This window comes from Streptomyces sp. NEAU-sy36, from assembly GCF_013423905.1.
In the GTDB taxonomy this organism is placed as follows: domain Bacteria; phylum Actinomycetota; class Actinomycetes; order Streptomycetales; family Streptomycetaceae; genus Streptomyces; species Streptomyces misionensis.
Genome location: NZ_CP058977.1, coordinates 68,702 through 89,216 on the forward strand (window position 1 = coordinate 68,702; position 20,515 = coordinate 89,216).

At 71.8% G+C, this 20,515-nt stretch carries 20 protein-coding genes and 1 pseudogene; 9 read left to right on the forward strand and 12 right to left on the reverse strand.

The genetic code is table 11. The features are described from left to right. Positions 1 to 51 precede the first annotated feature (51 nt). Positions 52 to 1,032, forward strand: coding sequence for an NAD(P)H-quinone oxidoreductase (locus tag HZZ00_RS00320; protein WP_180330324.1), 981 nt, complete (start codon positions 52 to 54; stop codon positions 1,030 to 1,032). A 28-nt stretch (positions 1,033 to 1,060) separates the two neighbouring features. Here HZZ00_RS00320 and HZZ00_RS00325 read toward each other — a convergent pair whose 3' ends face one another. Beyond that, positions 1,061 to 1,720, reverse strand: coding sequence for a hypothetical protein (locus tag HZZ00_RS00325; protein ID WP_180330323.1), 660 nt, complete (start codon positions 1,718 to 1,720; stop codon positions 1,061 to 1,063). Between the two features lie 181 nt (positions 1,721 to 1,901). Between HZZ00_RS00325 and HZZ00_RS00330 the strand changes: the two genes are divergently transcribed. Beyond that, complete coding sequence (locus HZZ00_RS00330) at positions 1,902 to 2,444, forward strand: bacterial proteasome activator family protein (RefSeq protein ID WP_070024393.1); 543 nt, start codon at positions 1,902 to 1,904, stop codon at positions 2,442 to 2,444. 62 nt (positions 2,445 to 2,506) lie between these two features. Here HZZ00_RS00330 and HZZ00_RS00335 read toward each other — a convergent pair whose 3' ends face one another. Then, positions 2,507 to 4,150, reverse strand: coding sequence for a protein kinase (locus HZZ00_RS00335; RefSeq protein ID WP_180330322.1), 1,644 nt, complete (start codon positions 4,148 to 4,150; stop codon positions 2,507 to 2,509). Between the two features lie 344 nt (positions 4,151 to 4,494). Here HZZ00_RS00335 and HZZ00_RS00340 point away from each other — a divergent pair, with 344 nt between their 5' ends. After that, positions 4,495 to 6,126, forward strand: coding sequence for a protein kinase (locus tag HZZ00_RS00340; RefSeq protein ID WP_180330321.1), 1,632 nt, complete (start codon positions 4,495 to 4,497; stop codon positions 6,124 to 6,126). Between the two features lie 13 nt (positions 6,127 to 6,139). On the opposite strand, the gene HZZ00_RS00345 is transcribed toward HZZ00_RS00340, so the two are convergent. Beyond that, on the reverse strand, positions 6,140 to 7,177 hold the full coding sequence (locus HZZ00_RS00345; RefSeq protein WP_374028506.1) for a phosphotransferase: 1,038 nt from the start codon (positions 7,175 to 7,177) through the stop codon (positions 6,140 to 6,142). A gap of 430 nt (positions 7,178 to 7,607) precedes the next feature. On the opposite strand from HZZ00_RS00345, the gene pdhA reads away from it, so the two are divergent. Genes pdhA through HZZ00_RS00360 form a run of 3 tightly spaced genes read left to right on the forward strand, consistent with a single transcriptional unit; the run spans position 7,608 to position 11,240 of the window. Continuing rightward, positions 7,608 to 8,861 (forward strand): pyruvate dehydrogenase (acetyl-transferring) E1 component subunit alpha, encoded by a 1,254-nt coding sequence (pdhA, locus tag HZZ00_RS00350; RefSeq protein WP_180330319.1) that lies wholly within the window; start codon positions 7,608 to 7,610, stop codon positions 8,859 to 8,861. A gap of 1 nt (position 8,862) precedes the next feature. After that, on the forward strand, positions 8,863 to 9,840 hold the full coding sequence (locus tag HZZ00_RS00355) for an alpha-ketoacid dehydrogenase subunit beta (protein ID WP_070024386.1): 978 nt from the start codon (positions 8,863 to 8,865) through the stop codon (positions 9,838 to 9,840). Positions 9,841 to 9,851: 11 nt separating this feature from the next. Beyond that, positions 9,852 to 11,240 (forward strand): dihydrolipoamide acetyltransferase family protein, encoded by a 1,389-nt coding sequence (locus tag HZZ00_RS00360; RefSeq protein WP_180330318.1) that lies wholly within the window; start codon positions 9,852 to 9,854, stop codon positions 11,238 to 11,240. Between the two features lie 114 nt (positions 11,241 to 11,354). On the opposite strand, the gene HZZ00_RS00365 is transcribed toward HZZ00_RS00360, so the two are convergent. The 6 genes and pseudogenes from HZZ00_RS00365 to HZZ00_RS00390 all read right to left on the reverse strand — a co-directional run. Further along, entirely contained in the window at positions 11,355 to 12,023 is a 669-nt protein-coding gene (locus tag HZZ00_RS00365) for a contact-dependent growth inhibition system immunity protein (protein ID WP_180330317.1), read from the reverse strand. Positions 12,024 to 12,045: 22 nt separating this feature from the next. Further along, a complete protein-coding gene (locus HZZ00_RS00370) occupies positions 12,046 to 12,345 on the reverse strand; it encodes an RNase A-like domain-containing protein (RefSeq protein WP_180330316.1) in 300 nt (99 codons plus the stop codon). Then, the gene (locus HZZ00_RS00375; RefSeq protein ID WP_180330315.1) at positions 12,346 to 13,083 is read right to left on the reverse strand and encodes a hypothetical protein; all 738 of its coding nucleotides are present in this window, start codon (positions 13,081 to 13,083) and stop codon (positions 12,346 to 12,348) included. It abuts the gene before it with no gap. A 16-nt stretch (positions 13,084 to 13,099) separates the two neighbouring features. Continuing rightward, the gene (locus HZZ00_RS38160; protein ID WP_257586040.1) at positions 13,100 to 15,040 is read right to left on the reverse strand and encodes an RNase A-like domain-containing protein; all 1,941 of its coding nucleotides are present in this window, start codon (positions 15,038 to 15,040) and stop codon (positions 13,100 to 13,102) included. Continuing rightward, positions 15,040 to 15,351 carry a WXG100 family type VII secretion target gene (locus HZZ00_RS00385; protein ID WP_180333331.1) on the reverse strand — a complete coding sequence of 104 codons (312 nt, stop codon included), beginning with the start codon at positions 15,349 to 15,351 and terminating at the stop codon, positions 15,040 to 15,042. Before HZZ00_RS00385 ends, HZZ00_RS38160 begins: the two co-directional genes overlap by 1 nt. A 169-nt stretch (positions 15,352 to 15,520) precedes the next feature. Beyond that, a pseudogene (locus HZZ00_RS00390) lies at positions 15,521 to 15,769 on the reverse strand (WXG100 family type VII secretion target); the annotation flags it as partial. Between the two features lie 294 nt (positions 15,770 to 16,063). On the opposite strand from HZZ00_RS00390, the gene HZZ00_RS00395 reads away from it, so the two are divergent. From HZZ00_RS00395 to HZZ00_RS00405, 3 genes are all read left to right on the forward strand, one after another. Beyond that, the gene (locus HZZ00_RS00395) at positions 16,064 to 16,465 is read left to right on the forward strand and encodes a peptidase inhibitor family I36 protein (RefSeq protein WP_180330314.1); all 402 of its coding nucleotides are present in this window, start codon (positions 16,064 to 16,066) and stop codon (positions 16,463 to 16,465) included. 86 nt (positions 16,466 to 16,551) lie between these two features. Beyond that, entirely contained in the window at positions 16,552 to 17,061 is a 510-nt protein-coding gene (locus HZZ00_RS00400; protein WP_180330313.1) for a hypothetical protein, read from the forward strand. A 197-nt stretch (positions 17,062 to 17,258) separates the two neighbouring features. Further along, positions 17,259 to 18,071, forward strand: coding sequence for a hypothetical protein (locus HZZ00_RS00405; protein WP_257585573.1), 813 nt, complete (start codon positions 17,259 to 17,261; stop codon positions 18,069 to 18,071). Here HZZ00_RS00405 and HZZ00_RS00410 read toward each other — a convergent pair. From HZZ00_RS00410 to HZZ00_RS00420, 3 genes are all read right to left on the reverse strand, one after another. After that, complete coding sequence (locus HZZ00_RS00410; protein ID WP_257585572.1) at positions 18,047 to 19,048, reverse strand: DUF1648 domain-containing protein; 1,002 nt, start codon at positions 19,046 to 19,048, stop codon at positions 18,047 to 18,049. The genes HZZ00_RS00405 and HZZ00_RS00410 overlap by 25 nt on opposite strands. Beyond that, the gene (locus HZZ00_RS00415; protein WP_070024375.1) at positions 19,045 to 19,395 is read right to left on the reverse strand and encodes a GntR family transcriptional regulator; all 351 of its coding nucleotides are present in this window, start codon (positions 19,393 to 19,395) and stop codon (positions 19,045 to 19,047) included. Before HZZ00_RS00415 ends, HZZ00_RS00410 begins: the two co-directional genes overlap by 4 nt. 130 nt (positions 19,396 to 19,525) lie before the next feature. Further along, positions 19,526 to 20,428 carry a D-alanyl-D-alanine carboxypeptidase family protein gene (locus tag HZZ00_RS00420; protein WP_180330312.1) on the reverse strand — a complete coding sequence of 301 codons (903 nt, stop codon included), beginning with the start codon at positions 20,426 to 20,428 and terminating at the stop codon, positions 19,526 to 19,528. Positions 20,429 to 20,515 lie beyond the last annotated feature (87 nt).

Sequence of the window (20,515 nt, forward strand, 5' to 3'; positions counted from 1 at the left end):
ACGGCCCCCGCGCACCGGCACCGCGGCCCCTCGGGGAGTAGCGTCACCAGCATGCATGCGATCACGATTCCCGAACCTGGTGGTCCCGAGGCGCTGGTGTGGGACGAGGTCCCCGACCCGGTGCCCGGCGAGGGCGAGGTGCTGGTCGAGGTGGTGGCCGGTGCCGTCAACCGCGCCGACATCCTGCAGCGCCAGGGCTTCTACGACCCGCCGCCCGGCGCCTCCCCCTACCCCGGCCTGGAGTGCTCCGGCCGGATCGCCGCGCTCGGCCCCGGAGTGTCCGGCTGGGCCGTCGGCGACGAGGTGTGCGCCCTGCTCGCGGGCGGCGGCTACGCCCAGAAGGTCGCCGTACCCGCCGGGCAGCTGCTGCCCGTCCCGCAGGGCGTCGACCTCGCCCAGGCCGCCGCGCTGCCCGAGGTGGCGTGCACGGTCTGGTCCAACGTGTTCATGGTCGCCCATCTGCGCCCCGGCGAGACGCTGCTCGTGCACGGCGGCTCCAGCGGCATCGGCACCATGGCGATCCAGCTGGCCAAGGCTCTCGGCGCCAAGGTCGCGGTGACCGCCGGGACCAAGGAGAAGCTGGAGCGCTGCGCCGAGCTGGGCGCGGACATCCTGATCAACTACCGGGAGCAGGACTTCGTCGCCGAGATCAAGGAAGCCACCGGCGGCGCGGGCGCCGACGTCATCCTCGACAACATGGGCGCCAAGTACCTCGACCGCAACATCCAGGCGCTCGCCGTCAACGGGCGGCTGGCGATCATCGGGATGCAGGGCGGCGCCAAGGGCGAGCTGAACATCGGGGCGCTGCTGAGCAAGCGGGCCGCCGTCAGCGCCACCTCGCTGCGGGCCCGTCCGCTGGGCGAGAAGGCCACCATCGTGGCCGCGGTGCGGGAGCACGTCTGGCCGCTGCTCGCGGCGGGGCACGTCCGGCCGGTGGTGGACCGGGCGCTGCCGATGCCGGAGGCCGCGCAGGCCCACCGCGTGGTCGAGGAGAGCGGCCACATCGGCAAGGTCTTGCTGCTGGCGCCGTAACGGAGTCCGCCGGTGTGCGCGGGGGCGCTCAGCCCCTGCGCAGCCGCAGGCCCAGGAAGGCCAGCCCCAGCCCCAGGCCGATGAGGACGAGCCCGCTGCCCAGCGGGAGGATCCGCAGCTCCGGCTCGCTCGCGTTCTTGCTCTGCCGGGCCGCGTCCCGCGGGGCCCCCGTGGGATCGAGGCCCGCGTCCCGGGGCGGGGGCGAGGCCGCGGACGTGGGGCTCTCGGCGGTCTCCGGTTCCGCGGGCTGGGCCGCGGCGGAGCCGACCGGGTCGTCGTCGCCCTCCACCTCGGCCCAGGGGCCGTCCGGCCGGCCCGGGCGCATCCTGCCCTCTCCGGCCCCGCTCCCGGCCCGGGACGGCTCGGACGGCGGGTGGTTCGAGGAGGCGGAGGGCCGCGGGGCGTGCGTGGGACGCGGGGGATCGCCGGGCCCCGGACCGTCGTGCTCGTGACCGGGTTCGTGCCCCGGGCCGTCCTGGTGATCGTGCGCCGGGCGGGCCGGGTCGCCGGAGCTGCCCGCGTGCCCCGAGGCGGAGGACGAGGGAGACGGGGGAGGTGCCGCGGGCGTCGAGGAGTGCGGGGTGCCGGGGCCGGCGTACGCGGTGGCGGCGCCGTAGGCGGGCAGGGCCGTCGCGAGGACGACCAGCAGCCGCAGCGAGCGGTGGGTGAGTCGCAGCCATGGAGTCACGTCGGTGACCTCCCGGAGCCCAGCCGGCGTGAGCCGTGATCGATGGATGAACCGACGGGAACAGCCTCACATCCACCGACTCTCCGGGCATTCCGGATTGGGCCGACGGGTCTAAACCGACGATCGGCCGATCCGGGGGGCACCCCGGTGACGAGGTGGGCGGGTGCGAGAGAATGGCGGCATGGAGATGCCGAGGAACGAACGGTCGCCCGAGAATCCCCAGATCCTCGTCGTGGGCCAGGACGGGATGGCGCTCGGCGGAGGCACCGGGAACGACGATTCCCGCGAGACTCCGGTGACGGAGCAGGTCGAGCAGCCCGCCAAGGTCATGCGGATCGGCAGCATGATCAAGCAGCTCCTGGAGGAGGTGCGTGCGGCTCCCCTCGACGAGGCCAGCCGGGTGCGGCTGAAGGAGATCCACGCCAGCTCGGTCAAGGAGCTGGAGGACGGGCTGGCGCCGGAGCTGGTCGAGGAGCTGGAGCGGCTGTCGCTGCCGTTCACCGACGACGCCACTCCGAGCGACGCGGAACTGCGGATCGCGCAGGCCCAGTTGGTGGGCTGGCTGGAGGGCCTCTTCCACGGCATCCAGACCACGCTGTTCGCCCAGCAGATGGCCGCCCGCGCCCAGCTGGAGCAGATGCGCCGGGCGCTCCCGCCGGGCGTCACGGGCCCCGACGGCGACGACCATCCGGCCGGCGGCCGCTCGGGCGGCCCGTACCTCTAATAACCCCCCGACCGCGCGAAAGGGCCCGGCGCACCGGCGCCGGGCCCTTCTTCACGCGCGCGTCACTGCGGCGGATTGCCCGTCGACACGCTCAGCTCGATGGTGCCCGGGTCCTTGGCGTTCACGTCCGTGCCCTGGGACGGGAACTGGTCCATCACGGTCCCGTCGCCCCAGGTGTTGTCGTCCACCTTCTTGACCTTCAGCTGCCAGCCGGCCGCCTGGAAGCACGCCTTGACGGAGTTGATGTCCTTGTAGCGGAAGTCGGGCAGCCGGATCTTGGCGGGGTCGTCGTAGGACTCCTCCGGCTCCGTGCACTTCGTCTTGTCGATCACCCGGGTGGTGTCCGGTGCCCGGTAGCCCGGCCGGTGCGAGGCGGCCGCCGAGGCGGAGGCGCCGCCGCGCCCGCCCGTGTCCTCGTCACCGCCACTGTTCGCGGTCAGCGCCACGATCAGGCCGGCGACCGCGGCGAGCGACACCACGCTCGCGCCGATGATCACGGCCTTGTTGCCCCGGCCGCCGTCGGAGCCACGCCCGGCCCCCTGCACGGACGTGTGCGGCGTCTGGGCGTACGGCGGCGGGGTCTGCGGCCCGTAGCCCACGGGCGGGGTCTGGTAGCCGGCCTGCTGCGGATAGCCGTAGGCCGGGGCGGGCGCGACCGGGGCGGGGGTGCCCTGGCCGGGGCCGTACGGGCCCGGCTGGTACGGCGTCTGCACCGGCCCGGGCGGCGTCTGCCGCGCCTGGTCGACCGGCGGGAAGACCGCGGAGCCGACTCCCGAGCCGCTCTGCTGCGGACCCGCGCCGGGCACGATGCTCGGCGCCGCCGCCTGGAAGGAGGCGGCGACCCGAAGGCACTCCTCGCGCATGGCGTCGGCGGTCGGGAACCGCTCGTTCGGGTTCTTCCGCAGCGCGCGGGCGACCAGCGCGTCCACCGCGGGGGGCAGCGAGCGGTTGACGGAGGACGGCGCGACCGGCTCCTCCTGCACATGCGCGTACGCGATGGCCAGCGGGGAGTCCGCGTCGAACGGCAGCCGCCCGGTGACCAGTTGGAACAGCATGATGCCGACCGAGTACAGGTCGGAGCGGGCGTCCACGCCACGGCCGAGGGCCTGCTCGGGCGAGAGGTACTGCGGGGTGCCGACGACCATGCCGGTCTGCGTCATCGACGTCACACCGGACTGCATGGCGCGGGCGATGCCGAAGTCCATGACCTTGACCACACCGCGCTTGGTCATCATCACGTTGCCCGGCTTGATGTCGCGGTGGACGAGCCCCATCTCATGGCTGATGTCCAGCGCCGCCAGCACGTCGGCGGTGACCTTCAGCGCCTTGTCGGCGGGCATGGCGCCGTACTGCCGGATGTCCTCTTCGAGCACGGAGCCGAGCGGGCGGCCCTCGACGTACTCCATGACGATGTACGGCGTGGCCAGGCCGCCCAGGTCGTCCTCGCCCGTGTCGAAGACGGAGACGATGTTGGTGTGCGTGAGTTTCGCCACGGCCTGTGCCTCGCGGCGGAAGCGCTCGCGGAAGGCCTGTTCGCGGCCGAGTTCGGTGTGAAGTGTCTTGATCGCGACCTGACGGTCCAGCACGGAGTCGTACGCGAGGTGCACGGAGGCCATGCCGCCCTCGCCGAGCAAGTCGCGCAGCTGGTAGCGGCCACCGGCCAGCGCCTGCCCCGCGTACCGGCCGTGTGCGCCGTCCTGGCTCATCTTTCCGCGTCCCCCGTCGGCCGTCGGATGCCCTGGCTCATCGCGCGGGCCTTGATCGAATGTGTCATTCCCGGCCAAGTCTGCCCCAGGCCCCGGACACGTCAAGCTCGGTGCCCGTTCCGTGACCGTACGCGCAAGAAGCGTCGCGCAAGCGTTACAGGGGGTGTACGACCGGCACACACAATTTGCACGACGGCCCTTGCTGGGGGTTTCATGGCCGGTCCGTCGCTTGGCTGGTCCCGGTTCCGGTTCCGGACCGGTGGCCCCCACGGAGGCTGTAGCGTGGCCGACGGAGACCGTGACAACACCGCGCGCACCGCGGGCAGAAACGACGGCGAGGACTGATGGCACAGACGCAGCGCGCCCAGGGCCCGTCCGACCCCGAGGCGTCTGGCGGCGGCATGTCGGACGCGCCGGAGACGTGGGGCAACGGAGGGCTCGTCGGCGACGGCCGGTACCGGCTCACGCACCGGCTCGGCCGCGGCGGCATGGCCGAGGTCTTCGCCGCCGAGGACGTCCGTCTGGGCCGTACGGTCGCGGTCAAGCTGCTCCGCGCCGACCTGGCCGAGGACCCCGTCTCCAAGGCCCGTTTCACACGTGAGGCACAGTCGGTCGCCGGACTCAACCACCACGCGATCGTGGCGGTGTACGACTCCGGTGAGGACGTCGTGAACGGCCAGTCCGTGCCGTACATCGTCATGGAGCTGGTCGAGGGCCGCACCATCCGCGATCTCCTGATCAACGCGGAGGCGCCGGGCCCGGAGCAGGCGCTGATCATCGTCTCCGGTGTCCTGGAGGCGCTCGCCTACTCCCACCAGCACGGCATCGTGCACCGCGACATCAAGCCGGCGAACGTGATCATCACCGACAGCGGCGCCGTCAAGGTGATGGACTTCGGCATCGCCCGCGCCCTGCACGGCGCGCAGTCCACGATGACCCAGACCGGCATGGTCATGGGCACCCCCCAGTACCTCTCCCCGGAGCAGGCGCTCGGCAAGGCCGTCGACCACCGTTCCGACCTGTACGCGACCGGCTGCCTGCTGTACGAACTGCTCGCGCTGCGGCCCCCGTTCACCGGTGAGACCCCGCTGTCGGTGGTCTACCAGCACGTGCAGGACACGCCGGTGCCGCCGTCGCAGGTCCTTCAGGCCTGCCCGCCGGAGCTGGACGGCCTGGTCATGCGCTCGCTCGCCAAGGAGCCGGACGACCGGTTCCAGACGGCCGAGGAGATGCGCGGCCTGGTCCAGTACGGCCTGCAGATGCTGTACGACCAGGGCGGACACACGGGCACCTGGAACACCGGCCCGGTGACCGCGCACGACGCCCGGCAGACCCCCGCGGGCGGCTTCGCGGGCACGACCGTGATGCCGCACTCCATGGACGGCGCCGGCACCGCCCAGATCCCGCAGCCCCTGCTGCCGCAGGGCTACGGCAGCGGTGACGACGGCGGCTTCGAGGGCCACGGCAACAAGGGCAGCGGCCGCGGCAAGCTGTGGATCCTCGCCGTGCTCGCGGTCATCGCCATCGCGGCGGGCGTGGCACTGGCGGTCAAGGGCACGGACACCGGCGGCGGTTCCGGCACCGACACCAAGCCGCCGGCGACGCACACCAAGAGCACCAAGGACGACTCCGAGACCGCGAGCCCGACCGACGACAGCACCGGGCGGCCCACGGACACCACCACCGACAACGGGTCGGACACCGGTTCCGGGTCGGGCTGGGGACAGCCGTCGTACACGCCGTCGTACACCCCGTCGCAGCCGCAGAACACCGGCCAGAGCGGCCAGCCGACCGCCCCGCAGAGCACGGCCTCGCAGCCCGCGGACCCGTCGAGCGGCGGCGCGGACGCGGGGACCGGCGACGGCGGCACGGACGCCGGCAGCTCGGACGGCGGCACGGACGCGGGCGCCAACGGCGGCGGCACCACCAACGACGGCGGCCTGTCGGCCGGCGGGGCGGGCCTGCCCACCGGCTGAGCGGCGCCGCCGGTCACCGGGTGAACGCCTCGCACACCGCGTCGTACTGCCGGGTCCACCACACCGCGAGCGCGGAGGCGGCCGGGAACTGGCAGTCGGCGCGGGTGTCGCCGCGCTCGTAGTGCCAGCGCAGCATCCAGAAGTCGTTCAACCGCTCCCACCACACCCGGTGCACGGCCGCCGTCAGTTCCCCGGAGGTGGCGCCGGCCGCGCGCCGGTACGCGCGGGCGTACGCCCGCACCTTCGGCAGGTCCAGTGTGCCCTCCGGGCGGACGAAGAAGATCGCGGCGGCGCGTACCGCCTCCTCGGCGCGCGGCTGCACGCCGAGCCGGTCCCAGTCCACGATGGCCGCGGGGGCGCCGTCCCTGTAGAGCAGGTTGAACGGGTGGAAGTCGCCGTGCACCCAGCCGACCGGTCCGCCGGGCGGCGGGCGCCGGTCCGCGTGCCGCTCCAGCAGTGCGCGCCGCTCCAGCAGCCGGTGCCGGGCCAGCGCGTCGAAGGCGTCGGCGGGACGGTGCCGGCGCACCCGGGCGAGCAGCCGGCCGATGAGGTCGAAGGTGTCGGCGGGATCGGCGCTCTGCACGGGATGCGGTCCGGTGGCCGGGCGGGTGCGCCCCTTGGGCGGCATCACGCGCTCCAGACAGGCGTGCACGGCGCCGAGCAGCGCCCCGAGACGGGCGCTCTCCGAGCGGGTGAGCTGGCCGCCGTCGCGGTGCCCGCCGTCGATCCAGGGGTGCAGGGCGTAGGCGTGGCCGCCGATCACGGCGACGGTGCGGCCCTCGCGGTGCGCGAGCGGCACGGCGACCGGGACGCCCAGGTCGGCCAGGCGCTGGGTGGCCCGGTGCCGGCGTTCGATGGCGGCCGGGTCGGCGGTGTCGGGATCGAAGTGGTGCTTGAGGAAATAGCGGCCGCGCGTGGTGCACAGCCGGTAGCCGCGATTGAGCAGGCCCTGGTCGACCGGTTCGCAGGCCACAGCGGTACCCGCGGTGTCGTAAAGGCGTAGAAGGGCGCCCACCGGGGGCACGGGGGGTGGTACACAAGGGCGCGGCACGCCGGAGATGCTAGGGCACCGAAAAGGCCTGTGAGCTGGGCATTGTCACAGGAAGTCAGCGCTGATCGCATTCGGTCACAGGGTGTACCGCCGTGAACGCACACGTGTATTCCGGTATCCACCGCGAACTCTTCCCGTCACCTGGGTGAGCGGGATAACGTGCGGGTGCTCCGGCCTTGCCACAAGGCTGTGACCAGCACGCTTCCGCACCATCTCGATTTACTTGGAAATCCAAGCAAAATCGCAGGTCAGGTGGGGTTTCACAGAATTGTGGAGCACTGGGTAACGTAATGGTTGCAGGGCGCTCGCCGGGGCACCTGTCACGCCTGTTCCCGGCCGAGTGGCACCCACCCCGTGCCCGGTGGTCGAAACAGGTGAGCCGCACTGGCCTACCGGCAACCCCGGGGGCCGGAACGACGGAGGAGCACACGTGACCGTGGACAGCAGTGCCGCGCGCAAGCGCAGCGCCGCAGGCAAAGCCGGCACCACCGGCAGCAAGACCGGCACCGCCGGGACGACGTCCGGAGCCACCGGCGCCAAGCGCACCACCAGCACCACCCGGGCCCCGCGCACCGCGCGCGCCGGCGCCGGTAAGAGCACCGAGCCCGCTCTCGTGCAGCTTCTGACGCCGGAGGGCAAGCGGGTCAAGAACGCCGAGTACGACTCCTACGTCGCCGGCCTCACCCCCGAAGACCTGCGCGGCCTCTACCGCGACATGGTGCTCACCCGTCGTTTCGACGCCGAGGCCACCGCCCTGCAGCGCCAGGGCGAGCTGGGCCTGTGGGCCTCGATGCTCGGCCAGGAGGCCGCCCAGATCGGTTCCGGCCGCGCCACCCGCGAGGACGACTACGTCTTCCCGACCTACCGCGAGCACGGCGTCGCCTGGTGCCGTGGGGTGGACCCGACCAATCTGCTCGGCATGTTCCGCGGTGTGAACAACGGCGGCTGGGACCCCAACGGCAACAACTTCCACCTGTACACGATCGTCATCGGCTCCCAGACGCTGCACGCCACCGGCTACGCGATGGGCGTGGCCAAGGACGGCGCCGACTCGGCGGTCATCGCCTACTTCGGCGACGGCGCCTCCAGCCAGGGCGACGTGGCCGAGTCCTTCACCTTCTCCGCGGTCTACAACGCGCCCGTGGTGTTCTTCTGCCAGAACAACCAGTGGGCGATCTCCGAGCCGACCGAGAAGCAGACCCGGGTGCCGCTCTACCAGCGCGCCCAGGGCTACGGCTTCCCGGGCGTGCGCGTGGACGGCAACGACGTGCTCGCCTGCCTGGCGGTCACCAAGTGGGCCCTGGAGCGCGCCCGCAACGGCGAGGGCCCGACCCTGGTCGAGGCGTTCACCTACCGCATGGGCGCCCACACCACCTCCGACGACCCCAGCCGCTACCGCGGCGACGAGGAGCGCCAGGCGTGGGAGGCCAAGGACCCGATCCTGCGCCTTCGCCGCTACCTGGAGGCCTCGAACCACGCGGACGAGGGATTCTTCGAGGAACTCGAGGCCGAGTCCGAGGCGTTGGGCAAGCGAGTGCGCGAAGCGGTCCGCGCCATGCCCGACCCGGACCACTTCGCCATCTTCGAGAACGTGTACGCGGACGGGCACGCGCTCGTCGACGAGGAGCGGGCCCAGTTCGCCGCCTACCAGGCGTCGTTCGCGGACGCAGAAGGGGGTCACTGAGATGGCCGAGAAGATGGCGATGGCCAAGGCCATCAACGAGTCGCTGCGCCGCGCCCTGGAGGCCGACCCCAAGGTCCTGGTCATGGGTGAGGACGTCGGCAAGCTCGGCGGCGTCTTCCGGGTGACGGACGGCCTCCAGAAGGACTTCGGCGACAGCCGGGTCATCGACACCCCGCTCGCCGAGTCCGGCATCGTCGGCACCGCGATCGGCCTGGCCCTGCGCGGCTACCGGCCGGTGGTGGAGATCCAGTTCGACGGCTTCGTCTTCCCGGCCTACGACCAGATCGTCACCCAGCTCGCCAAGATGCACGCGCGCTCGCTGGGCAAGGTCAAGATGCCCGTCGTGGTGCGCATCCCCTACGGCGGCGGCATCGGCGCGGTCGAGCACCACTCGGAGTCCCCCGAGGCCCTGTTCGCGCACGTGGCCGGCCTGAAGGTCGTCAGCCCCTCGAACGCCTCGGACGCCTACTGGATGATGCAGCAGGCCATCCAGAGCGACGACCCGGTGATCTACTTCGAGCCCAAGCGCCGCTACTGGGACAAGGCCGAGGTGGACGTCGAGGCCATCCCCGCCCCGCTGCACAAGGCGCAGGTGGTCCGCGAGGGCACCGACCTGACGCTGGCGGCGTACGGTCCGATGGTGAAGCTCTGCCAGGAGGCCGCCGCCGCGGCCGCCGAGGAGGGCAAGTCGCTGGAGGTCCTGGACCTGCGCTCGGTCTCCCCACTCGACTTCGACGCCGTCCAGGCCTCGGTGGAGAAGACCCGCCGCCTGGTCGTGGTCCACGAGGCCCCGGTGTTCTTCGGTTCCGGCGCGGAGATCGCCGCCCGGATCACCGAGCGCTGCTTCTACCACCTGGAGGCCCCGGTGCTCCGGGTCGGCGGCTACCACGCCCCGTACCCGCCGGCCCGCCTGGAGGAGGAGTACCTGCCGGACCTGGACCGCGTGCTCGACGCCGTCGACCGCTCGCTGGCGTACTGAGGGAGAGGGTCGTGACGACGATGACGGACGCGTCCGTACGCGAGTTCAAGATGCCCGACGTGGGCGAGGGCCTGACCGAGGCCGAGATCCTCAAGTGGTACGTCCAGCCGGGCGACACGGTCACCGACGGCCAGGTGGTGTGCGAGGTCGAGACCGCCAAGGCGGCCGTCGAACTGCCCATCCCCTACGACGGCGTGGTCCGCGAACTGCGCTTCCCCGAGGGGACCACGGTCGACGTGGGCACCGCCATCATCACGGTGGAGGTCGCGGGCGGAGCCCCGGCCCCGGCGCCCGCTGAGCCCGAGGTGTCGGCGCCCCCCGCGGCGCCCGCCGAGGAGCCCAAGGCCGAGGGCCGCCAGCCGGTCCTGGTGGGCTACGGCGTGTCGACGTCCTCCACCAAGCGCCGCCCCCGCAAGGGCCCCGAGGTCACCGTCCCGGCGCCGGCCGAGGCCGTCCAGGCCGAGCTGAACGGCCACGCCCCCGTGGCGGACCGCTCCCGCCCGCTGGCCAAGCCTCCGGTGCGCAAGCTGGCCAAGGACCTCGGCGTCGACCTGGCGACGGTCACCCCGTCCGGCCCGGACGGCGTCATCACCCGCGAGGACGTCCACGCGGCGGCCACGCCGGTGGCCGCGCCCGAGCCGGTGGCGGCCCCCGCCGCTCCGGCCGCCGCTCCCGCCCCCGTGGTGACGTACGACGGCGCCCGGGAGACCCGCATCCCCGTCAAGGGTGTGCGCAAGGCGACGGCGGCGGCGATGGTCGGCTCGGCGTTCACGGCGCCGCACGTCACGGAGTTCGTGACGGTGGACGTGACCCGCACCATGAAGCTGGTCGAGGAGCTGAAGCAGGACAAGGAGATGCAGGGCCGGCGGGTCAATCCGCTGCTGCTGATCGCCAAGGCCCTGCTGGTCGCCATCAAGCGCAACCCGGACATCAACGCGTCCTGGGACGAGGCGGCCCAGGAGATCGTGGTCAAGCACTACGTCAACCTGGGCATCGCGGCGGCCACCCCGCGCGGTCTGATCGTGCCGAACATCAAGGACGCGCACGACAAGACGCTGCCCCAACTGGCCGACGCGCTCGGTGAGCTGGTGTCCACGGCGCGCGAGGGCAAGACCTCCCCGTCGGCGATGCAGGGCGGCACGGTGACCATCACCAACGTCGGCGTCTTCGGCGTCGACACCGGTACGCCGATCCTCAACCCCGGCGAGTCGGCGATCCTCGCGATCGGCGCGATCAAGCTCCAGCCCTGGGTCCACAAGGGCAAGGTCAAGCCCCGCCAGGTCACGACCCTGGCCCTGAGCTTCGACCACCGCCTGGTCGACGGCGAGCTGGGCTCCAAGGTCCTCGCCGACGTGGCGGCGATCCTGGAGCAGCCGAAGCGGCTGATCACCTGGGCGTGACGGCCCAGCGGAGGCCGTGACAAGGGCCGCGCACCCGGTCGGGGTGCGCGGCCCTGTCCTGTGGTGCGGCGGCCTCGGCCCCGGGGCGCGCGGCTCGGTCCCGAAGCGCGTGGCTCAGTTCCCGCCCGCGGGCGCTGCGAGCTGTCCGGCGACGAGTGCCAGCCAGCCGCTGGGCGAGTAGGGCGCCGGCGGGTCGACCTCCATGCCGAGTTCCGCGACGGCGAGGGCGTAGTCGGACTCGTCCAGGTCCAGCGCGAGCAGTTCCTGTAGCTCGCCCGCGAGGCGGGCGACGAGCTGCGGGTCGGTGGTGCGCCGGTAGTCCTCGACGGCGGCGTGGTGGTCGTCGAACTCGTCCGGCATGTCCTGGGAGAACCATCCCCCGAGGAACTGCCCGAGTTCCGGGAACCGGGCGTGCCACTCCCAGTGGGTGACGGGCGCCGCGGGCGCCGGCACCTCGCCGGTCTCGATGCTCGCCCTGATGTGGTCGGCGAGGCAGCGCAGCCAGGACTGGATCTCGCCCTGGTCCAGCCCGACGTCGGGAATCGCGTAGAACTCCCCGAGGCGCAGCCGAAGCCGTCCGGGCGGGTTGTCGGCGTACTCCCGCAACTGCCGCTCGGCGACGGCGAGGGCCCAGGGCCGGCTGTGCCAGGTGTGCCGGAGGTAGGCGGTGAGCGCCCGACCGGCCTGCTCCGGGGTGTCGTCGGCGGGCTGCCCCAGGTAGGCGCGCATGACCTGGTCGAGTTCGCCGTACCGGCGGTCGTGTTCGAGGGGGCTCAGGGGCACGGTGGTCAGCCTCTACGGGTCGCTACAGATGGATCGGGAAGGTGGCGTGCACGGCGAACCCGTGCGGGCGCGCGGGGTCCCTCCTGAGGACCACCCGGGCGGCCCGCGCCTCGACGGGCTCCCGGCCCGCCAGCATCATCGCCTGCAACAACACCCGCCCGACCGGCTCCTGCCGCGCGGGCCAGGCCGCCTCGATCGTCAACCGCGCCCGCGTGGACTGCGCGAGCCAGCGGTGAATGAGCTGCTCATTGGCGGTGACGACCTGCTGGGTGGCCCACTGGGCGGTTTCCCGGTCGGGGTAGGTGGCGGATCGGGTGCGCATCTAGCCGGCGTCCCCCCTCGGCCGGTCCTGGCCGGGTGTCCACAGCGGCGAGTGGGCTTCCCTCAGGTGCTCGATGCAGTGCCGGGCGAGCAGCGGGAAGAAGTCGAGGAAGTCCGCGCTGCCCGACCCGCCGCCCATCCCCTCCAGGGAGAAGAACATGTCCAGCTGGTCCTCGGTGTGGAAGAGCGCGAGGGCCTGGTAGCACTCGGACACGACACTCGGCAGCTGCCACGGGCACTGCGGGTGCGTCTCCTCGATGAACATGCGGATTCCGTCTTCCACGGAGGAGTCCTGCATCCCGTCGCTGATCGCGACGCCGTCCTGGCCCCAGTAGACCGGCAGGATCTGGGAGAAGCGCGGGAAGCGCAGCCGCAGCTCGCCCGTGGTCAGGGGGACGTCTTCACCGGACCGCCATTTCCCGCTCACCAGATGCTCGGCGATCTCCCGGAGCACCCGGGGCGTGCGGTCCTCGGTCTCCGCACGGGGAATGCGACCGAGTGCCTCGTGCGTCGGGTCGGCGTCGAAGAGGTCCGCGGCCACGCGCAGTTCGGCGGCGATCTCGCGGAGATTTCGGCCGCCGTCCTGTTCCGCATTCCGCATTCCGCGGATGAGGGGGAACAGCCGCGACTGCCATTGGGCGGGGTCGTCGGGAATTCCCGTGCCCCACCGGTCGTACGGGGACAGGAGCACGCGGGCGCCCTCAAGGCTCCAGTAATCCACGGATCCCGGATTTGTCATGCGCTCATCCTACTTCTCAGAGGTTCTTCGGCATCGAGGTCATGACGGTGAACGGGGGATCGAGATCCTCGTTGTACACGAGACGTGTTTCGACGCCCTGCACATTCCTCGCCTTGTCCGCCGGGAAGGGATCGCTCTTGAGCTCCGTCTTGCTGATGCTCCGGCCGCTGTCTCCGTACGGGGTATTGGGAACGCTGATGTCCAGGCGTTTCCGTTTACCGGGCTCCTCTTCCTTCTGCGCGGCTATCCATTCGCTGATCTGCTTGGAGTTCTGGTCGATGTTGTACTGCGTCATCTTCTGCGCGGACTCCAGGTCGGTGAAGGTCGACGCCTCCCCGACCATGGGCTGCCCATAGGGCCAGTCCGTTCCGGGGCGGGGCGGCTTCTTCAGCTCGTCCCGCAACCGCTGCGCCAACTGCTCGTCCGTCAGACCGACATGCTTGGTGACGGTGTGCGAGTTCTGCATCCACTCCGTCGAGGCGAGATCCACCTTGTAGACCCCGTGGTCCGCGTCACCCGGCGTGCTCCACTTGTGCTCGTTCTTGAAGTCGTTGAGCGAGCGTGCGCCGAACGCCTCCGCGCGCGCCTCTTCCGCCACGAACGTCGGAGCGCTCAGCGACGCCTCGTTCAGCTCGGGGATGAGCGCCCTGAGCTTGGCCGCCTGCTCGTGGAACGCCTTGTGGCAGTCCTCCACAGCCTTGTCGGCGCCGGACTTGTCCATGTGCGAGCGGAAGACGGCGACCACTTTGCCGAACGTCGCGATGGCGGCGAACTTGGTGAACTCCTCCCAGCTGAAGCCGTCGGGCGTCAGGTCCTTGACCGTCGCCTTGGCCGCCTCGGTGGCCAGGTGCTCGGTGATCTTCCGGCACTTCTCCGCGGCGGTCGCCGCGTCGTGGAACGCCGTCTTCATCTCGTCGCCGGTCTTCTTCAGGACGTCGATGATGGGGCGGCGGGCAGACGGCGCCACCGAGGGATTGGTGCGCCAGTCCCGGCCGCCGGTGTCCCCCGGGCCCATGAAGCCGCCGTCCGGCTTCCAGCTGCGCCCCCACGCGGTGGTGCCCCAGATCGACTGGCAAAACGCGTTCATGGCGCCCTGCCAATCGCTGTTGCCGCCGTCGGTCAGGTACGCGACGCAGCCGGTGAACGCGTCGGCGGACTTCTGCGCGGCCTTGCCCGCGGCCTCCCAGGCGTTCCCGATGCTGCGCAGGTCGTCGGTCTCGGCCCCGGGGGTGATCTCGGCGGTCTTGCCCAGCCGCAGGCCTTCCTCGATGGCGGGCTTGATCAGATCCGCCAGGAAGTCGGGTACTTCGCCGATCGCGCCCAGGATGGGGACGTCCGTGCCGTCGCCGGTGCCCGTCCACTTGATCGAGGCGACCGGGCCGTAGGACGCCTTGCCCACGCCGATCGGAGGATCCCTGCGCGGGGGCGGCCCGAAGATGCCGCGGGACGACCAGTCGGCCGCCACGTAGTTGTTCGCGGTGAGGGTCAGCCCGACGGCGACCCCGCCGATGCTGGCCACGGCCTTCGCCCAGACCTCCAGGAACAGCTTGGCGACCTCGTCGTAGGCCTTCGCGAAGTCGTCGGCGCCCGATCCCTTCCCGGCCGCCTGCCGGTGGTGCACGTCCTCGACCAGCTGTATGGCCGCCTTGTGGAAGGTGAACTGTTCGTCACGGATGAGGGCGGACGTGTAGTACACGTGACCGGGCTCGATGTGGAAACCCTTGCCGTCACTGCCCGGCGCGGGCTGCTTCAGCTGCTCCCGCTCCCACTTGCGGCGGGCGTCCGACGGCCGGCCGTCGGCCCCGGTGGGCGGCGGCGGAGGGGGCTTGTAGTTCGGGTCCGGGGACGGGCCGGGGCTGGGAGACGGCAGCTTGGGCTCGCTCGGCTCGTCCGGAGGGTTCGGGTTCGCGGAGGGGGTGGTGGAGGGAGACGGCTGCGGTGGGGGCGGGGTTGCCATCAGGCCGCTCCCCAGCCGCGCAGTACCGCACGGTGCGCCGCCGCGTAGTTGGCGTGGCCGGTGGTCACGTACGCGTGCAGCCATTTCTGGGCCGCCTGGAGGTCCTGGGCCGAGCGGTCCCACTCGTCGAGCTTCTGCACGAACACCTCGCGGGCCTCGCCCTTCCAGGACAGGACGACGGGCTCCACGCGGTCGAACAGGTCCTCCAGCCGGCCGTTGAGCTGCTTGAGGATGTCCTCCAGGTCGGAGGCGAGTTCGTGCAGGGTGGAGAACGAGACGGTGATGTGGTCGTCGGCGGAACCGGCAGACATGATCCCCCTTGTGTCGGTAACCGTGGCAGAGCGGCTTGTCCGGCGTCCCGGAGCGGCTGTCGATGTCGATGTGGATCCGCCGCATGTGCTCGAGCACCTGGAGATCGTCGGAACTGAAGCCGTCGCGGCTCAACCGCACGGCCTCCTCCAGCTGTTTCATCACTTCCCGGATCCGCACGGCATCCTCCGCCGCCGCCCGGTGGAACTCCCGGTACGCCCTCGCCGCCGGGCCCTGCCAGCCGGCCTCGATGCGGTCGACCAGTTCGTCCATGCGTCCGACCTGCTGGTCGAGGTGGTCCTGCATATGACCGAGGTCGTTCGCCAGCTTGGTGAGGTCCTGGGACGAGACATGCAGGTCGGCGCCTTGCCCGTGCTCCTGCCCGGTCCGTCGAGTGCTCATGGTCGTACCCCCCGTCATCGGCGGCACCAGTGGCCCACCGATGGAGTCATTCTACGGCGGTCTCACCGGAAGTGGCCTGGTCCGAGCGCCGCGTTGGCGCCTCCGGCCGTCAACCTCCCCTCCTCCTCGCGGGTGAATCGGGAGCATGCCCGGCGGGCTCCGGGGAGCGCCGGCGGGACGCACCCCCGGCGCACACCTCACGCGCCCGTCCGGCACGCCTTCTCAGCGCTCCCGGACGGTGACCAGAGTTCTCCTTGCCGGAGCCGGGTGCCCGGCTCCAGGCGCAGTTCCGCTCTTCGCTCCGGAGGTTCGATGACGACGCAATCCGGCCGGCCCCGTGGGCTCACGGTGCTGTTCGCCACCGTGGCCATGTCCGCCGCCTGTCTGACCCCCGCCGCCCAGGCGGCGCCCGCCACCTCGTACAACGACTGCGCGCACGGCCTGTTCTGCGTGTGGAGCGGTGACAACGGGACGGGGCAGCGGTGCGAGTGGCGGGTCGACGACGCCGACTGGCTCGCCGGGTCCCGGACCTGCAAGTGGGCCAGGGGAACCCGCGTGCAGTCGGCGTACAACCACGGCGAGTCCGGCGCGCCGGTCTCGGCGTACACCGCCGCCGACTACGGCGGCACGAAGATGTTCTGCCTGACCAGCGGCCGGCGCGCCAACCTCAAGGGCGTCGGCACGTACCTGCGGTCCCACAAGTGGGCGTGCTGACAGCCGTCGTCGAGCCGTACCCGCCCGCTGGACCGCTCCCGGCGAAGAGCTTCCTCGAAGGAACGCGAAGGAAAAAGGTGACTGGTTTGCGTAGTTCCGCCCTCGCCACCGTGTTCGTGGCCGCGCTCGGCCTGCCGCTGGCCGCGACCGCGCCGGCGTCCGCCGTCGCACCGGTGACGTACACCCACGCCCAGGCGGCCAAGGAGTTCCGGGCCCACGGGGTGTCCTGGACCTCGTCCGGGCACTGCGACAACCGCGACGACAGCAGGTGCACGTCGTTCACGGGCATTCGCCGCACCACCGTCTCCGGCGTCATCGCCCTGAAGCGCACGAGTCATTGCGCGGTGACGGTCACGGCGGGCACCGAGAAGGGCCACAGCCGGACGGGCAAGTACCGCCACGACAACGGCTACAAGGTCGACCTGCACGTGACCAACTGCCTGGACACCTACATCCGCAAGCACTTCCGCTCGGCGGGCACGCGCGGTGACGGCGCCAAGCTCTACAAGTCGGCCAACGGCAACGTCTACGCCTACGAGAAGCCCAAGAAGGGCGCCCTGCACTGGGACGTCACCTACTACAACGGCAGCGCCTGACCGTCCTGGCACGGCCCACCAGCCGCCCCTGTCCGTGCGCGACACACGGGCAGGGGCCTCACCGTGCGGCGGCGCTCACCACGGCCACCGGCGGCGCCGGTGCGGCCCGTCCCTGACGGTCACTCAGGGGCGGATCAGGGTTCCGCCAGGGAAGTCACGGATGGTGAGGATGTGATCGCGGACGGCACGCTGGTGCCATGACGAAATCCCCCGCAGCCGGGCCCCGTTCGGGTTCCGCTCGCCGCGCCGCCGTCCTCGTGGGCGCCGCCGTCCTCGCCGGTACGGCGGCGGTCTGCGCTCCCGGTGCCGCCTACTCCGCGCCCCTCCCGGCCGCGTCCCCGCCCACCACTCCTCTGGCCGTCACGTCCCCGTCACCGGCGTTGCCGTCCGCCGGATTCGCCTCCGCCGCGACCCCGGTGCCCGAGGCCGGCTTCCGTGACTGCCCGGCCCTTCCCGACGGCGTCGACCCGGCCCGCTGGAGATGCGAAGTGCACACGGCCGCACCGAGGTTGACCATGGGCGCGGTGTCCGTGCAGCTCGCCCCGATCACCATGACGCACGCCGAGGGCCCCCTGCCGGACGGCGGCGACGGGCAGGTGTGGGGAGCGATGCACACCACGCCGACCGCCCTGCCCGCAGGCCCCGGACCCGTCCGGCACCTCGCGATACAGCCCGAGTACGGCGGCCGTTCGGACTTCTACACCGGCCGGTTCAGCCTCCGCTTCCGCCTCCTCGGCCCGCGGCTGGCGCCCGGTTGCGAGATAGGCGCGAGCGCCCCCGTGGACTTCCGGCTGACGCGCTCGGGCCCGTCCACCTGGGTGTCCCAGGACCCGCCGCTGATCGAGTTCTCGGCCTATGACGACACCTTCACCGCGCCCGCCGCCGAACACTGCGGTCCCCTCACCACCGTCCTCGACCGGCGCCTCGCACTGCCCGCAGCGGAAGGGAACCTGATGACCTACGACGCCGCGTACACCTTCGAGACCTACGACCGGCTGGGCCGGGACTGACGCGCGCGGAGCGCGTTCAGCAGGGCCGCGCCCCGTTCCGCGTCGTCCAGGCTCACCGCGAAGTCGGAGCGCCGGCCCCGGGGCCGTACGACCAGACAGTCGCCGGCGCGGAGCATGACCGTGGTGCCGAGGCCGCTGATGCGGTAGCCCCAGCCGCCGACCTGGGAGGGCAGGCGCCGCTCGGCGCGGGCGGATTCGAGGGCGTCGGGGGACCAGCGGCGGACGGGCCGGCCGAACGGGCCGAAGGAGATCTCCAGCCCGGCCTCCGAGACCTTCGCCCGGACCGAGGAGGAGACGGTGCCCGCGAGGGCGACGACCGCGCAGGAGGCGCACACGATCCCGAGCGTCCCGGCGGGGGCCAGGCCCAGTGCCAGTCCCACGGCCGAGCCCACGGCGGCCACACCGGCGACCGCGGACAGCAGTTGCAGCCAGGGGTTGGCCGCGCGGGAGAACCAGACCAGCCGCTCGTCCCGCGGCAGGTCCAGCGCCGGGGTCCCGGCCCGGGGCGCGGCGGAGGCGGCGCGGACGGTCAGCCGCCAGGCGATCACCCCGGCGACCGCGGCCAGGGCCAGCGTCACGGCGATCCACCAGGACGGCTGCCGGGCCTGGTGCCAGTCGGCGCGGTCGAGGTTGGCGCCGACGATGGACACCTGGGCACCGAGGAGGACGACACCGGCGGGGGCCAGGGCGATCGCGGCCCAGGCGCGCGTCGAGGCCCAGGCGCGGCGCCGGCGCACGCTCACGGCGAGGGCGATGAGCAGCCAGACCGCGGTGGGGAACGCGCAGGCCTGCCACAGCGGCATCGAGCCGTCGGGCGCCGAGCCGCCGCTCCAGTGGGTGGCCAGCCGGTCGGGAAGCCGGTCCCGCTGGGTCCAGGGCAGCACGGCCAGCAGCGCCGCCACGGCCGCCGTAGCGCCGGCGAGCACCCAGGGCGCGGCGCGGTGCCGGCCGAGCCCTCCGTCGTGTCCGTCCGTCATGACAACCCCCGGATCATGTCGATGAGATCGGTCCGGCTGTATCCCAGCCGGGAGGCTTCCGCGACCAGTTCCCGCACCTTGATCTGGAGGCCCGAGCGGGGGGCCGCGGCGCCCTCGGCGACGGTGATGCCCCGGCCCCGGCGGAACTCCAGCAGGCCTTCGTCCCGCAGTTCGCGCAGGCCGCGCAGGACGGTGTTGACGTTGATGTCCAGGGCCGTGGAGAGGTCGCGGGCCGAGGGCAGGCGCTCGCCCGCGCGGCACTCGCCCTCCGCGACGGCCCGCCGGATCGCCGCCGCGACCTGCTCGTGCAGGGGGCGGGTGTCGGTGGTGTCCAGATGCAGCAGCATGGTGCTAATGAAGCTAGCACCATTCGCTTCATCGTGGCACTCCGGCCGGATCCTCCCGGGCCCCGCCCGGGTCCGGGCAGCGGAAAGGGCCCGCCGCTGGGTGCGACGGGCCCGGGAGTGCGGCCGAAGGTCAGCCGAGCTTGGCGAAGCCGTAGTTGAGGAGCTTCGTGGCGTCCGACTGGCGCTGGTTGACGGAGCTGGAGGCGAGGACGGTGCCGATGACCGTCTTGCCGTGACGGGTGGCGGCGAAGACCAGGCAGTACCCCGCCTCGGGGCCGGAGCCGGTCTTCACGCCGATGGTGCCGCTGTAACTGCTGAGCAGCGTGTTGGTGTTGGTCCACGTGCCCATCGTGCGGGTGCCGCCGGTCTTGGTCTTCGTCTTGGCCGTGTACGACTTGGTCTTGACGATGGTGCGGAACGTGGAGTTCTTCATCGCGCTGCTGGCGATCTTCGTCAGATCGCGCGGCGTCGAGTAGTTCTTGCCGTTGCCGATGCCGTCGAAGGAGTCGAAGTGCGTGTGCTTGAGACCCAGGCTCTTCGCGGCGCTGTTCATCTTGCCGATGAAGTTGGACACGCGGGCGGCGCGGGTGGAGCCGGAGCCGTACTTGTCCGCGAGGGCGTAGGCGGCGTCGCAGCCGGACGGCAGCATCAGGCCGTACAGCAGCTGACGGACGGTCACCTTGTCGCCCACGATCAGGTGTGCCTGGGAGGCGTTGTTCTTGACGACGTAGTCGCTGTACGCCTTCTGGATCGTCACCGTGGCGTCGAGGTTCAGGTTCTTCTGCGCCAGCACGACCTTGGCGGTCATGATCTTGGTGGTGGAGCCGGTGGATCGCGTGGTGTCCGCGGCCTTGGTGTACAGCGACGAACCGTTCGCGTTGTTCATCACGTAGCCGCCCTTGGCCACGATCGAAGGCGTCGTGACGGCCTGCGCGGGCGCCGCGGAGAGGGCGCCGGCGGCGAGCAGCGCGCCGGAGGTGACGGCGACGGCGGTGGCTCGGCGGAGGCGGATGCCCTTGATGCCGGTAATCAAAGTAAATACCCCGATTGTCTGGAATGCCCCTGGATGCGGCCGAGTTGAGGTGGCGAGAGTGGGGCCGCACATGTGTGACACGTAGGT

What these genes read in the sequence shown, in the direction of transcription:
- HZZ00_RS00320 (WP_180330324.1), top strand. Translation starts at nt 52, where the DNA reads ATGCATGCGATCACGATTCCCGAACCTGGTGGTCCCGAGGCGCTGGTG.
- HZZ00_RS00330 (WP_070024393.1), top strand. Translation starts at nt 1,902, where the DNA reads ATGGAGATGCCGAGGAACGAACGGTCGCCCGAGAATCCCCAGATCCTC.
- HZZ00_RS00335 (WP_180330322.1), bottom strand. Translation starts at nt 4,150, where the DNA reads ATGAGCCAGGACGGCGCACACGGCCGGTACGCGGGGCAGGCGCTGGCC.
- HZZ00_RS00340 (WP_180330321.1), top strand. Translation starts at nt 4,495, where the DNA reads ATGGCACAGACGCAGCGCGCCCAGGGCCCGTCCGACCCCGAGGCGTCT.
- HZZ00_RS00355 (WP_070024386.1), top strand. Translation starts at nt 8,863, where the DNA reads ATGGCCGAGAAGATGGCGATGGCCAAGGCCATCAACGAGTCGCTGCGC.
- HZZ00_RS00370 (WP_180330316.1), bottom strand. Translation starts at nt 12,345, where the DNA reads ATGCGCACCCGATCCGCCACCTACCCCGACCGGGAAACCGCCCAGTGG.
- HZZ00_RS00375 (WP_180330315.1), bottom strand. Translation starts at nt 13,083, where the DNA reads ATGACAAATCCGGGATCCGTGGATTACTGGAGCCTTGAGGGCGCCCGC.
- HZZ00_RS38160 (WP_257586040.1), bottom strand. Translation starts at nt 15,040, where the DNA reads ATGGCAACCCCGCCCCCACCGCAGCCGTCTCCCTCCACCACCCCCTCC.
- HZZ00_RS00385 (WP_180333331.1), bottom strand. Translation starts at nt 15,351, where the DNA reads ATGTCTGCCGGTTCCGCCGACGACCACATCACCGTCTCGTTCTCCACC.
- HZZ00_RS00395 (WP_180330314.1), top strand. Translation starts at nt 16,064, where the DNA reads ATGACGACGCAATCCGGCCGGCCCCGTGGGCTCACGGTGCTGTTCGCC.
- HZZ00_RS00405 (WP_257585573.1), top strand. Translation starts at nt 17,259, where the DNA reads ATGACGAAATCCCCCGCAGCCGGGCCCCGTTCGGGTTCCGCTCGCCGC.
- HZZ00_RS00410 (WP_257585572.1), bottom strand. Translation starts at nt 19,048, where the DNA reads ATGACGGACGGACACGACGGAGGGCTCGGCCGGCACCGCGCCGCGCCC.
- HZZ00_RS00415 (WP_070024375.1), bottom strand. Translation starts at nt 19,395, where the DNA reads ATGCTGCTGCATCTGGACACCACCGACACCCGCCCCCTGCACGAGCAG.